This window comes from Streptomyces sp. NPDC050121, assembly GCF_044460385.1.
GTDB lineage: Bacteria > Actinomycetota > Actinomycetes > Streptomycetales > Streptomycetaceae > Streptomyces > Streptomyces soliscabiei.
Genome location: NZ_JBITJV010000009.1, coordinates 237,957 through 251,286, shown reverse-complemented (window position 1 = coordinate 251,286; position 13,330 = coordinate 237,957). Strand labels below are relative to the sequence as shown.

At 69.5% G+C, this 13,330-nt stretch carries 12 protein-coding genes; all 12 read right to left on the bottom strand.

Annotated elements, in window-relative coordinates; all coding sequences use genetic code 11:
• Positions 1-56: 56 nt before the first annotated feature.
• The 12 genes from ACIBTS_RS16875 to ACIBTS_RS16820 all read right to left on the bottom strand — a co-directional run bounded on the left by ACIBTS_RS16875 (position 57) and on the right by ACIBTS_RS16820 (position 13,168).
• Positions 57-749: a hypothetical protein gene (locus ACIBTS_RS16875; RefSeq protein WP_399320067.1), complete on the bottom strand. Its 693-nt coding sequence runs from the start codon at positions 747-749 to the stop codon at positions 57-59.
• Positions 750-757: 8 nt separating this feature from the next.
• Positions 758-2,011, bottom strand: coding sequence for a hypothetical protein (locus ACIBTS_RS16870; protein ID WP_399320065.1), 1,254 nt, complete (start codon positions 2,009-2,011; stop codon positions 758-760).
• Complete coding sequence (locus ACIBTS_RS16865) at positions 2,008-2,616, bottom strand: hypothetical protein (protein WP_399320063.1); 609 nt, start codon at positions 2,614-2,616, stop codon at positions 2,008-2,010. The genes ACIBTS_RS16870 and ACIBTS_RS16865 overlap by 4 nt, the downstream gene beginning before the upstream one ends.
• Positions 2,617-2,653: 37 nt before the next feature.
• Positions 2,654-3,283 (bottom strand): hypothetical protein, encoded by a 630-nt coding sequence (locus ACIBTS_RS16860; RefSeq protein ID WP_399320061.1) that lies wholly within the window; start codon positions 3,281-3,283, stop codon positions 2,654-2,656.
• A gap of 48 nt (positions 3,284-3,331) precedes the next feature.
• The gene (locus tag ACIBTS_RS16855) at positions 3,332-5,482 is read right to left on the bottom strand and encodes a hypothetical protein (protein WP_399320059.1); all 2,151 of its coding nucleotides are present in this window, start codon (positions 5,480-5,482) and stop codon (positions 3,332-3,334) included.
• A gap of 19 nt (positions 5,483-5,501) precedes the next feature.
• A complete protein-coding gene (locus tag ACIBTS_RS16850) occupies positions 5,502-6,071 on the bottom strand; it encodes a hypothetical protein (protein WP_399320057.1) in 570 nt (189 codons plus the stop codon).
• A gap of 55 nt (positions 6,072-6,126) precedes the next feature.
• A complete protein-coding gene (locus ACIBTS_RS16845; RefSeq protein ID WP_399320055.1) occupies positions 6,127-6,756 on the bottom strand; it encodes a hypothetical protein in 630 nt (209 codons plus the stop codon).
• Positions 6,757-6,762: 6 nt separating this feature from the next.
• Positions 6,763-7,464 (bottom strand): hypothetical protein, encoded by a 702-nt coding sequence (locus tag ACIBTS_RS16840; protein WP_399320053.1) that lies wholly within the window; start codon positions 7,462-7,464, stop codon positions 6,763-6,765.
• Positions 7,465-7,505: 41 nt separating this feature from the next.
• Positions 7,506-10,517, bottom strand: coding sequence for an ATP-binding protein (locus ACIBTS_RS16835; RefSeq protein ID WP_399320051.1), 3,012 nt, complete (start codon positions 10,515-10,517; stop codon positions 7,506-7,508).
• A gap of 69 nt (positions 10,518-10,586) precedes the next feature.
• On the bottom strand, positions 10,587-11,072 hold the full coding sequence (locus tag ACIBTS_RS16830; protein WP_399320049.1) for a hypothetical protein: 486 nt from the start codon (positions 11,070-11,072) through the stop codon (positions 10,587-10,589).
• Between the two features lie 64 nt (positions 11,073-11,136).
• Positions 11,137-11,400 carry a hypothetical protein gene (locus ACIBTS_RS16825; protein ID WP_327184223.1) on the bottom strand — a complete coding sequence of 88 codons (264 nt, stop codon included), beginning with the start codon at positions 11,398-11,400 and terminating at the stop codon, positions 11,137-11,139.
• Between the two features lie 61 nt (positions 11,401-11,461).
• A complete protein-coding gene (locus ACIBTS_RS16820) occupies positions 11,462-13,168 on the bottom strand; it encodes a conjugal transfer protein (protein WP_399320047.1) in 1,707 nt (568 codons plus the stop codon).
• Positions 13,169-13,330: the final 162 nt, after the last annotated feature.

Sequence of the window (13,330 nt, the reverse complement as noted above, 5' to 3'; positions counted from 1 at the left end):
TCTGCAAAGCATGTGCCGATCTGGCACAGTGACGAGACGAAAAGTTCACACGAGCCTCAACTGTCCGTCGGGTCAGTGGCTTTGCGCGGCCGCAGGCGGCCGAGTGCCCGGCGGGAACGGGCCACAACCGCTTTCGCGCTGCTTCCGCGCAGCGCCAGAACGGCGATCACCCCCAGGAAACCGAGCGGTACGCCCGCTTCCGGCAGGAACATCCCGACGACGGACGCGATGACGAGGATCACATCCGCGAGGAGCACGGTGAGGCCGCGGCGGCCGGGGTGTTCCTTCACCATCCACGCGCCGAGGAGGGCCATGCCGGTGAGGGCCCAGTAGCCGAACACCGCCTGTCCGGTGACGGCCGCGCTCGGATTCTCGCTCGTGCGCGCCGCGTCGCCGACCGCGGAGAAGTAGCCGGTGAAGGCGATGGCGAGGATGCTCACCCCGAGCGCCAGGAGCAGCTGGGTGCGGCGGCGGAGGAGCCAGAGCACGAGGCCGAGGAACAGCGCCGCGCAGACCGCCACGAAACTGGAGCCGCTCTGCGAGGCCAGCGTGACCACGGTGTAGAGCGCTGCCGCGCCGAAGACGATGCGGGGCAGAAGACGGACGGCCCAGGCGTCGTCCTTCTCCTGTCGGAGGAAGCGGCGGAGGAGGGGCAGCGGCGGGGCGGTGGGTGCGGGCGTTTCCGGACGGGCGGTGCGGGACGGGTTGGGGCGGGGCCGACTGGGGCGGGTGCGCCTGGGGCTGCTCATGGGCGGGGTCACACTCCCATCCCTGTGTCACGTGACTGCTCGGGGGCCGGAGGGGCCTGCGAGGGAGTTGCGGGGGAGTCGCTCTTGGCCGGGACGGCGACCGGCTTCGCCTGCCGGGTGACACCGGGCAGGAAGTTGTGGGCGTGTACGGCGGCCGTTTCCGATGTCGGCAGAGTGAGCGACTCGAGCTGGGCCGGCCCCGTCCTGGCGTTGACCGTGACGCCGGGTAGGTACTGGCCGTGGGTGCTGACGGCTGCCGGCGGCGGCCCCGTCGGCGCGGCGTGTTCCTGGCCGCGGACCTCGGCCGCCCACTTCTGGTCCTCGACGCTGGGCAAGGTGACCTCGTGATCCGGGCGCAGGACCTTGATCTCCTCGACGAGCTTCTCCACGTCGGCCGCGCGGGCCGGGCCGTCCATGGTCGCCACGCGTGCGCAGACCTCAAGGACGGCGGCGAGCTGGGCCTCGGGCGTGGGGAGCGACCTCAACTGCTCCAGGTCCAGGTGGCCCGCCTTGGTCAGCGGCGTGTACTTGGGGTCGTTCTCGTCGTAGGAGAACGTGTGGACCTGCGCGCGGACGGCCTGGGAGGCCAGCAACTCCTGTGTCTCCGGGGCCAGGTCCGCGTACTTCTGCGTCGGCGCGGGATACATGAACTGGATGATGTCCAGCTTGCCGTCCTGACGGAGCTGCCGGGACTCCGTCTGGTAGGCGACGGTTCCCGGGTTGAGTTCCGCCATGAAGAAGAGGGCTTCGTTCTCCGTCTTCGCGGCGTACTTCTCGGAGAGGGTGCCCCAGGCGTCGTAGGCCAGGGCAGTACCTGCTTCCCTGTTCAGCCCCAGCGCGCTCTGGACCTGCGCATCCCACAGGTGGAGTTCGCCCAGGGTCTTTCCGCCAGGCGTGCCCTCCAGGTATCGCAGGGTGTCCGGCGTGATCGAGTTCTGCGCCTCTGTGTATGCGGCCGCCATGTGCATGCTGTAGAGCGTCTCCCCGGACTGAGCGTCGATACCGGGGTGGTCCTCCAACTGGTAGGACCAGAAGGTCGATCTGGTGTCCGGGGTGGGAAGGTCGACGTCCTGGGCGAGCGCGAACTCCTTGACGCGTTCGCGGAGCCGCTCCCGGTATTCCTCGGGAGGCAGGCCGTCGATGCCCTCACCCAGACGTTTGGCTATCCGCTTGACCTGGGCCGGAGTCAGGGAGGCCTCGCCTTCCCGCTGGCGGATGCGGGCGTCGTCGAGGACCTGGTCCGACACGTGTACCTGGATCACAGGCGCTCCGGGGGATAGCAGTCGACATTGATGCGCGCGCTGCGGTACCCGCCGGGGCCGGTAGCGGGTCCCAGGCTGACGGTCAGCACGGTGAGGCGGCCCTCGGGGTCTTTCTCCCGCCACAGCGCCATGCGGTAGGGGTCCATGTCTTCCATACGGAGGTCGAGGGGCATGAGCCAGTGCCGCTCGTGAGGCGGTTCCGGGAAGGCGGGGTCGTCCCAGGCGCCGGCGAAGGCGGGTTCACCGAGCAGGGGGCGTGCGGCCGCCACGTACGAGGCCCACGTTTGGGCCGACTGTGCCAGGACCTCGTCGTTTTCGGACGGGTCCTGCGCCCACACCTCCCAACTGGTCCAGCTGAGTTGCTTGACCGGAGCCCAGCCAGCCTCGCGCACCGGGTAGAGCCCGAAGTCCTGGCCCGTGACACTGCGCACCGTCAGCACGCGCTCCGCTGACGTCGGCTTCCAGCCGAACAGCGCGCACCAGTCGTCCAGTGCCTGGCCGGGGTTCGGCGGGCCCGCCCAGACGGTCGGCCAGTCCACGTGCTCGAGGCCCTGGAGCTCCTCGGCGAACTGTTCGGGGCTGCGTTCGATCCTGAGGGTCGTCATCGCGCGTCACCTTTCTCGCGTTCCGCACGGCGCCGGTTCATCCGTGCCGTGCCTGCCGTCGGGACTCCGCGTGGGCGGGGTCGTGGCAGGCGAGTCCGATCCTCGCATTGGCCGGTACCGGCCCCCGTCGTACTGTCGCGCCGAGCGTCATCCTGAGCTCGAAGACCGGCGCCTGCGGCACCTGGAAACGCCACACCGCGACGCGGTGCGGGTCCTGGTGCTGCGCGCGCCACTCCGCCCCGGGCCGCGTTCCCGGGCCCGGCAGTTCCGGGAAGTCCGGTGCGTCCCAGGCGCCGTTCCAGCCCGGGTTGCCCAACAGACCGCGCAGGGCGCTCAGACAGGCGGACCAGTGGGCTTCCGCCAGGCCGGTGACGACTGTGTTCTCGTCCGTGTCCAGGGCCCGGGCCGACCACACCGTGTGGTCGATCCGGGTCACCGGGCGGCCAGGGGCCTCGGAGGCGAGGTGCAGGCGGCCGCCCAGGGATGTACGGACGCGCAGGCCGCCCTGAAACCACAGCGGCCGCCAGCCGAACCCGGCGCACCAGTGAGCGAGCCTTTCCGCGTCCTGCGGAACCCCCGCCCACACCGTGGGCCAGTCCACGCCGATGAGCCGCTCCAGTTCCGCGACCAGTTGGTCGGGGGTGCGGTCGGCGGTCAGGGCGGGCATGGAGGGGCTCCTTGGGGTTTCTGGGGCGGGGCGGGCCGGCGGGTGGTGCTAGACGCGGCCGCTGGGGCCGCGCGGGTCCCTCGGGGGCGGGACCGGCGCCGCCGGGGGCTCGGCGGGTCGGGGGCGAGGGGTCGGCGCCTGCGGATGTGCTGCCGGCGCGGGTGCGGGTGCGGGTGCGGGGCGGGGCTCGGACGGAGGCGTGGGCGGGGCCTGCGGAGCCGGCTTGGCGCTGGATCCGCTGACACGGCGGCCTCGGCTGGGCGGTGCCGCTGGAGTCCCTGGCTCTGTGGCGTCCGGCTCGCCGAATTCCCTGTCGTAGTTCCTCTTGGTCATCTGCGCGCCCTGGGCGGACGTCTGTCGCTGCTCGCGCTTGGACTGACCGATCCAGCCCTTCTGCTGCATCTTGTCCCGGCCCTTGCCCTTGAAGGCGATCTTGTCCACCGCGCGGGCGCTACCGCCCACGACTCGGCCCGCGCCCTTGGCCGTGGTGCTCGCGACGCGGCCACTGGTACGGGCCGTGGAAGCGGCGAGGCCGGGAGCCATGGCGGTCGCCTTGTTGGCCATGTCGGCGACGCCCAGAGCGTCGTCCGCACCCGCGACCTGCGGGCTGAACTTCCCGGACAGCAGGTTCTTGAGCAGCATGATCACGGCGACCGTGACCAGCAGGAGCATCAGCAACTGCATGCCCAGCGGGACCTGTAGGGGCAGGATCAGCTGGTAGAAGAGCAGCAGAACGGTGAGGATCACGCCGAATCCGGCGCGTAGGACGAAACTGTGCACGAAGGTCTGCCACCAGCCTCGGAGCAGCTTCTGCTGGGTCGGGTGGATCGAGATGATCGCGACCAGGGGCAGCAGGATCACCATGATGAGCGTGACCGCGTGCCACAGCAGGGTCAGGGCGCTGAGCACGATCACCATCAGGCCGACGATCAGAGAGGCGACCAGGGCGTAGACGCCGATGCTGATGCGGTTGGCGGGCTTGTGACCGGCCCACTGCTCGTAGATGCGGGCGTCCTCGTTCTTGGCGATGTAGTTGCGCAGCTCGCCGTACTGGTTTTCCTTCGCCTTGATGATGTCCTTCTCTTCACCTTCGATCTTCGACCGATCCGCGTAGTACTCGATGTTCGATACCGACTGGACGACCACCTGCTTGACCCGCAGGTCGGTGCAGCGCTTGCCCGTCCCGAAGTCGCAATTCTGGTCGCCCTTGTACTCCATGGGGGCCTTGCCCGGATCTCCGAACTGGCCGATGGCCCACGGGCGGAACGCGAGGGTGTCGTACATGGCGCAGCTGGATATCCGCATGCCGCGTTGCGGTGCGTTGTCGGGCAGGTCGCAGGGGGGATTGACGCCGTTCACCGAGCTGTCCAGGACAGCCTCGGTCAGTGCAGCGTTACCTTGGGCGATTCCGGAGTCGGCAGTCTGGACCACGGCCACGTAGTTGCCGTTCACCAAGAACGCCGATACCGCGATCACGACGAAGGCGGCCCAGCCAACGCCCGACCAGACCTCCCGCATGTCGCCCTTGCGCCATTTGCCGAACACCCAAAGACCCGTGAGCAGGATCATTGTGGGCACGGCGAGCTTGAAAACACCGTTGTTGAGGCGGTCGACGACGCTGTCGTCACCCGAGACCGTGCCGTCGTAGAGGGCGGCCAGCGGACTGGGGTTGGACGAGATCTCCTTGATGCTGATCGCCGCGCGGCTCATGGTCTTGCTCATGTCGAGGATGGCCTGGGCGATGCTGTTGTAGATCTCGTTCTGGAGGCTGCAATCGTCGGCGTGTTCCCCGCGCTTTCCTTGCCGCGCGTTTTCCTGACTCTGCTGAGTAGCAGCCCAGTTGAGACCTCGCATGGCGCTGAGTTCGTAGAGGGTGTACTTCGACGCGGGTCCGTCCATGTGAGTGGCGCCGGCGACGAGTTCACGCTTGCCGTCCCACTGCTTGACCGAGGGAAAGATGTTCTCCCCGGCGGGACCAGGCATGTCGGCCATCTGGTTGATGCTCTGCGACGTCCAGTCACAGGTACTGAAGAGGGCCTGCGCCGACTGTGGAGCGGAGAACGAGAGGGCGATCACCCCCAGCACCAGGAACAGCATGGCCCGCGCGGCGACACCGGTGCTTATGAGTGTCTCGCGCAGGGAGCGCCTCGTCCGGGGCCGTGCCGGACGGCCGGAGCGCGGCCGGATGCGGGTCAGCATGACAAGCCCTTCGGAGGGATCAGTTGGCGTAGTAGTTCGTGAGGACGCATCCGTCCACCTGCGCGGGCTCCTGCTTGAAACCGCTGGGAATTCCATCTGAATCGCAGGACAGGGTCACGAGGCCAGATGCCTTGAGGGCCTGGGCGCTTTGGGCATCGCTGGGATCCACCGCGAAGTCCTTGCCGACCAGGATGTTCTTGTATTCCGCCTCCTTGAAGGCGGTCTGGAACTTTTTCATGTCCGACAGCAGGAGCAGTGTGTTGGCATGGGAGTAGTTGTCCACGCAGGCGGCGCGTTCCTTGATTCCCCACTTGGGTTCCTTCGCCATGTCTTCGTCGCCCCACGCGGGATGCCTGTCGTATTCGTCGGCCTCGTCGTACTGAGCGCCAGGCTTGAGATCCAGGCATGGCGTGTACTTGTTGAGGAAGTACGCGATGGACGCCATGTCCGAGGCCTCGGGCAGCCCCGGGCTCGCCGCCTGGCTGCTGCCGTCCTTGCCGCTGCCGGTGCTCGCGCCGGTCTTGCCGTCGCCGTCGCTGTTGCCGCTGCTCTTGTCGTCGCCGCCGCACGCCGTCATCGACGCCGACATGAGGAGGAGGGCACCGACGGTGATCGCTCGCCTGAATCGCATGGTTTCTCTCGCCTTACTCGGGGACGTAGTTGGTCAGAACACAGCCGTCCACGAGGCCCGGCTCCTTCTCGAAACCGCTCGGCGCCGAGAAGTCCGCATCGCAGGTCAGGAATTTCAGATCGGACTTTTGCAGGGCCCGTACCGCCTCGTCGCCGACCGGGACGACGGCGAAGTCCTGGCCGACCAGGAACTCGTCGCTGTTCGCCTTGGCGGCGGTCTGGAACTTCGCCATGTCGGAGACGGTGAGCAGCGCGATGGGGCGGCCGGAGCCGTCCGTGCAGACGGCGCGTTCCTTGATGGCCCAGGACGGATTCGCGGCCTCGTCGGCGCCCCACGCGGTCTTGTCGCCGTCGTGGTTGGCGTCGTAGTCGTCGCCGGTCGCGAGGTCCAGGCAGGACGTGTACTTGTTCAGATGGTCGGCGATGGACGCCATGTCCGCCGCCTTGGGCAGGCCGCCGGCGGATTTTTGACCGGCGGTGTTGGTGGTGTCGGCGGTGCCGGCGGTGTTGGCCGGGTTCGCACCGGCCGCGACGTTGCCGGTCCCGCTCGTGGCCTTCCCGTCGCCGTCACTGTTGCCGCATGCCGTCATCGACGTCGACACGACGAGGAGGGCGCCGATGGCGAGTGCTTTCCTGAGGTGCATGTCTGCCTACTGGTCCAGGGGGTCGAGGAGGTAGTTGGTCAGTACGCAGCCGCTCGCCTGTGCGTCCTGTGCGCGGTATCCGTCAGGAGCCTTGAAGGCGGGGTCGCAGTTCTCCATCAGCATTCCGGCTTCGAGCAGGGACTTGCTGGCCTGGTAGTTAGTGGGATCGATGACGAAGTCGGTGCCGAAGAAGAATTCGCCGCGCGCCAGGGTGTCCTTCCAACCGTCTTCCCCCGAGCTTTCCTTGGCCTTCTTGCGGTAGTTCTCCTGGAACGCCTTCATGTCGCTCGGCAGGTAGATGATCCAGCCGCCGAGGTCGGACCGCGTCTCGCCGCAGAAGCCCGACCTCCTGATCGCCCAGGCGTCGATCTCGGCCTTCTCGGCACCGGTGTCGTTCTCGTCCGCGGGGCCGAGGAATCCCTCGGAAGGCGTTCCCTGCGCGCTCTCGTCGTCGGTGAGGTTGTCGCACGGGAGCCCCGCGCCGGAGATGAACTCCTGGACGTCCCGCAGCGTCTTGGCGCTGGGAAGGCCCTTGGACGCGGAGTCCGAGCCCGATCCGGAGCCGGGGGGTGAGCCGCCGGCGCCGAAGACCGAGTCGGCACCGGTCTGGGACTCCGAGCCCGACTGTGTGTCCGACCCGCACCCGCTCAGCGTCGCGAGCAGGGCGAGGCAGGCGGCGCCGGTGGCGAGACCTCTGGACAGGTGCATGGAGGTGCGGACTCCTCGGGGGGTTCGGGTCGTGAGGGGCGTCATGCCGTTGCCGCCGCTGACTGTGGGGCCGTCTCCGCCGCAGGGGTCACCGACCGTGCCGGGTCCTCCTCCGCCTCCTGTAGGAACGTCCAGTCCCAGACGCTCAGCGGCGGGTTGATGCCCTGGCGGGCCGGGCGGGTGGTGCCGTTGGTGTCCGTGGCGGCGAGGATCTCCTTGAAGACCAGGTCGACGGCGACCGTGCCGACGCGCTTGTCCGCGTCGCGCTGGAGGCAGACACCCGTGCGGAGTTCCTGCAGGGCGGCGATGACCTTCGGGTCGTTCTCCGGGCGGCCCAGGAGCGGGGCCACCAGGGAGGCTTCCTGCGCCGACTTCTGCTTGAAGGCGAAGACGGTGTGGATCTGGTTGGCGCCGCCGCTGCGGGCCTCGGAGTCCTCGATCTGGACGAGGTCGATGGCCTGCTGGGTGATCAGGACGGTCACCGCGAGGTAGGAGCGGCCCTGCTTCAGCGCGCGGCGCATCAGGTCGCGGCCGGACTCGGTCGCCGTGACGACGTACGCCTCGTCGACGAAGAGCGCCTTGGGGCGCAGACCGATCTCGCCGGTCACCGGGTTCTTCTCGTAGCCGACGTCGAGCATCTGGCTGCCCAGTTCCACGACCGCCATCAGGGCCGTCGCCGCGAGGCGTTCCGCCGGGTTCCAGTTGCGCGGGTCGGAGGCCGCCGGCGACTGGAAGCCGCGCAGGGTGATGACGGTGCGGCGCTTGCGCATGCTGGAGAGGGGCTGCGGGTGCTCGGCGAAGGAGAGCCGGGCGTAGGGGAGCGTGCGCAGCTCGGTGAGGAGCATCTGCGCGAGCTTCAGGTCCTTGATCGCCTCGCGGTCGCCGCTGGCCACCGCGTGGTCGTACGCCGCGACGACCTCGTCCACGACCTGCCACAACGTCGGGCGGGGGACGGCGAGTTCGGCGTCGCGGGCGGTGTGGCCCTGCTCGACGGCCTGGCGGATCGCGGAGTTGTAGCGGCCGATGACGGTCGCCATGCCCTCGATGACGGGGAGGCGGACGCGCTGGTAGTCCTCGTCGCCGAGGAAGCCGCGGAGCATGGACTCGGCGAGGAGGCGGCCGGCGGGGACGTCGCGGGCGATGACCCACGGGTCGAGGACGCCCGCCTGGCCCTTCAGGAGGTCGACGACCTCCGTCTCCGCCCAGAACTCCGGGTTCACGGGCTGGAACCGGCTCTGTGGGGTGCCGAGGAGGCCCTGTTCCGCGTCGCCCGCGAAGGCCGGGTCGTTCACCTGGGCGCCGAAGGCCAGGTAGTAGCACATCTGGGCGAAGTCGGTCTTCGGGTCGATGACCAGGCAGCGGACGCCGGACTCCGACTCCTCGTAGAACTTCTGCAGGGCCAGCGACGACTTGCCGCCGCCGGACGCGCCGACGATGGCCAGGCCACCGCCGTCGTTGCGGGCCGGACCGACGTGGAGCGAGTAGTGGACCGGCATCTTGCCCGCCCAGCCGACCAGGTTGCCGACCCAGCCGAGCCGCTTGCCGGACCGCTGCTCGGGGTTGTCGCCCAGCTCCGTTCCGGCCGTGGGAAGTCCGGCGCCGAGCTGCTCGACCTCCTGGAGGCGGAGATACGGGGCGATCGGCAACTTGGGTGCTTCGCCAGGCAGTTGGGACTGGAGCAGGCGCCACTGCTGGCGGGTCGGGCGCAGCAGCGTGACCTTCAGGTCCTGCTTGAACTGCATCTCCAGGACGCGTCGCCGGCGCTCCAGCTCCTTCACGTCGTGAGCCGAGATCGTGAAGCGGATCTGCGCCTCCATGCCCGGCATCTTGTGCTCTTCGATGTCGTCGACGAGCTCCTGGGCGCGGGTGACCTGGGTGGCCAGCTTGGTGTCGGGGCTGCGGCCGGAGTTGGCCATGTCGTTCATCTCGTCGACGAGGTTGCCGCGGATCTTGTCGGCGCGGTCCTTGAACTTCAGGTACGGGATGAGCGTGAACCGCATGTCGATCTCGACGGGGAAGTCCACGTGCTGGGCGGCGTAACGCGCCCAGGCCGTGGACTGGCGGAAGCGGGTCTCCGCGGGCCAGTTGGCGGCTACGAGCGTCGTGGTGTAGCTGGTCTGCTGCTCGCCCGTCACCTCGTCGTACTGGTGCAGGACGATGTGCGTCTTGCGGTTCTCGCCGGAGAAGTCGACGACCAGGTCGAAGTGGTTGGGGCCCCAGGCCCGCGAGCCGAGCACCGGCTCCGGCGGGACCGGCAGGTCGCCGTGGAGCGGCTTGCGGATCAGCCAGACGAGCTCCTCGCGGCTGAGCGGGGTGCCCTTGAGGCCCTCCAGGCTCTCGTGGACCTCGACGGCCGTCTGCGTCCACTCGGCGAGGACGTGCGGGGAGAGGTACTCGTCCGTGACGCCGGTCGCGGTGGCGGCGGCCTGGTCGGCGGCGCCGCGCACGCCCTGGAGGAGGCCGGGCTCGTCGTACGGCTCGTCGTCCTGCGCCAGGACACCGCTGCCGCCGCTCGTCCGCTTCAGCGAACCCAGCTTCACCAGCAGGATGTTGCGCTCCCGCTTGGCGCCGATGCGCTCCTGGTACTCGGCCTTGCGCAGGTTGTACGCCTTGTAGTTCTCGGTGGGCTCCCAGGCGATCGCGTTCAGTTCCTCCGCCCAGGTCAGCGCGGTGATCGGCTGGTAGACCTTGCGGTAGTGGCATTCGACGTTGCGGTCGCCGCGGGCCAGGTTGAGCAGACCGCGGGCCGGGCCCTCGGCCATCGCCTGGAGCTCGCCGGCGTTCAGGTACTCGTCGATGGCGTTGGGCAGGACCATGCCCGTCCACACCGAGTCGCCGTGCACGAAGATCATGTCGTCGGCGTAGCGGTAGGGGAGACGGAGGTCCTCGCGGCGGGCGGACGCCGACGAGCCGGACGGCCTGGAGCGGGAGGAGGACGACTGCCTGGAGCCGCCCTGGCCGCCCTGACCGTTCTTCTTGCTCGACGAGGCGGCCATGATCATGGCGACCACGAAGAAGGCGGCCGCCCCGCCCAGAAGGATCAGCATGAACATGGAGGAGTCACCTGCGGTGGTCGACGTGAAGGACGTGAAGGACGTGAAGGAGGAGGGGGAGGGGAGGGGTCAGCGGTAGGTGGAGAAGGCGCTGCCGCGTGCGGCGGCGGCCTGGCGCGCGGAGTCGTAGCGGGCCTGCCAGCGCGGCGAGCCGGGGGTGAAGAGGATGACCTGCCAGTGCAGCTCCTCGGGCTCCTGGTCGGCGGCGAGGCCCTGCAGCCGCTTGGGCTGGAACCACCAGTCGGTCCACACCACGAGCTGCTGGCTCAGCGTGAGCGCCGAGGGCAGCGGCCGTCCCCAGACGAAGTAGACGGCGAACGGCGGCCCGAAGTAGAGGATCGACGTCCACATCGACATCCCGAGGAACGGCAGGAACGCCGACATCGTGAACAGCGCGATGAGCCAGATCAGCCCGAAGCCGAAGGCCGCGCCCAGTGCGGGCAGCAGCAGGCCCGGCAGCGGGATGTTGCCCCAGTTCCAGATCCGCTTGGGGCGGTTGACCAGATCGGTGTGGTCGTACGCGACCAGCGGCTCCGGTGGTGCCTCCTGGCTCATGCTTGCGAACTCCCCTGGTAGGGACGGCTACTGACGGTCCGTCGGGCGGGGCCCGGACGGTCGGTCAGTTGCCGCCGCCGATCTGGCTGCCGAGGCCGATCAGTACGCCGGCGAGACCGCCGGCGCCACCGATGATCAAGGCGGCCAGCGCGATCATGCCGAAGCCCTGGAAGGCCTCGCGCATGCCGTCGCCGCGCTTCATCGACAGGAGCATGCGGATGCCGAGGATGAGCAGGGCGATGACGGCGACCATGGTGCCCGCGTTGCGCAGGATGTCCTCGATCTGCCCGAACATGTCGTTCAGGGTCGTACCGGCTGCCAGGTACATGGTGATTCCTCTCGGGTGGTAAAGCGGTGGGGAGCGGGGCGGGGTGGCGGGCGCGGTCCGGTCAGGACTTGCCGGGCTTCTTGTTCTTGGACGACTGGGGCGTCGTGGGGGCGGAGGTTGAAGGAGCGGGGGAGCCGGAGGCGGTGGCCGAAGGCGAGGCCGTTCCCGTTGCGGAGCCGCTGTCGGTTTCGCTGTCCGCCCGGCCGCCCTCCGCGTCGAGCACACCGCCGCGGATGTCCTTGATGAACCAGCCCTGAGCCGTGTTCACCGTCGTCATCCGGTAGGCGCGGCGCACCGTGACGCCCTTGGCGTCCTTCCAGTCGACGATCACGCGAACCTGGACGGCCTGACCTGCGCTGTAGGCGTAGGGCTTGGTGTCCTGCACGTTCACCGGGACGAGCGCGACGACGGTGCCGACCTGCGGGCCCGTCAGACGTCCGACCAGACCCGTCGTGGCCGTCAGGGACGCGTCGGGCGTGATGAAGCGGGCCATGGCGGTGGCGTCGGAGGCGCCCCAGGCCTCGAAGTAGCCCGGCAGCACCTCCTTCTGGAGCTGCGTGGAGAGCGTGTCGTCCACGACCTCGTCGCCCTGGTCGACCTCGGGCACGTCCGCTGCCGCCGGCATCGGCATCTGGCCGACGTCGCCGGCGACGCGCATGCCCTCGCCCGTCTTGAGGTTCTGCACGTACACCGGGACGGTGAGCGTGGTGAGCGTGCCGTCGTCCGTCCGGACCTGAACGCCGATGTACCGGCCGTGGTCGCCGTACTCGGGAAGCTTCTCGGCGGTGCCGTCCCACGCGGCGGAGACCGCCTTGCTGGTGCCGTCGCCGCTCCAGCCGCAGTCGGGGTCGACGCCGGCGGAGGCGTAGCGGGCGAGGTCGGTCCGGCGGGCGGACGAGGTGTCCGGGGAGAACGTCATGCAGAGCTGCGCGTACTGCTCCGCGAAAGCCGCCGCCTGCTCGGTGGGGAACTCGGTGAGGCGGTACCGGGTGGCGTCCGACGCGTCCAGCCCGGCGGTGGGGGTCCCGGACGACTTGCCGACCACGAGCCCCATCACGCCGCACGAGCCCAGCGCGAGCAGACAGGTGGTGATCAGCAGCGTGGCGCGGAGCGCGACGTGCGTACGGCGTCCGCCGCCGGGGATGCGGCCGCCGGGCCTGGGGACGTCGAAGTCACGGGCGGGCTTCGGGGCGACCTGGGCCGGGGCGCCGGTATGGGCGGGCGCGGAGTGGGCAGTCGCGGCGATGGCGGCCGTGGGCCTCGCCGAGGGCGTCACGCTGCTCGCGGCGGGAGCATGGGGCGTGGGCTGACCCGCCACGACGGGCGTGGGCGTGGGCGCGTGCGCGGTGGCAGCGGCGGTGGTTGCGGTAGCCGTACCGCCCCTCTTGCGCTGCTCTTTCTCCGCCTTCTTCTGCTCGTACGCAGCCTTGCGCGCCGCCCGCTCCCGCTCGCGCTTGTCCTTCTTCGACTCGCCCTGTGGGCGTGTCTCGCGCGGCGGCAGCGACGGTACGGCGGCCTGCCCGGCGCGGGGCGTGTTGCGCACCCAGGCGGCGGCGACCTGTGCGCGGGCCGCGTCGGAGGGGAGCTGCTGAGGCTGAGGCTGGGGCTGCTGCGGCTGCTGCGGCTGCTGTGGGGCGGGGGCCTGCTGCCCCTGGCCCTGCGCCTGCCACGCCTGTTGCTGTGGCTGCTGGGTAGGACCGAAGGACCCGGGCTGCCCGGAAGGCTGGCCTCCGCCGACCGCGCCAGCAGGGCTGTTGTGGTCTGTCATCGAGTCGGTTACTCCAGCGAGTCGGTTCCCCGTCCGCCTGGGCGGGTTCACGACCGCACCGCACGACGGGCCCTGGCCCCAGCCAGGTGCGCTGGCAGTGTGACAAAGACCCGTCACGGGACCGGTGTCGCTTTCCTCACCGGGAGACGGAGAATTCCCGGC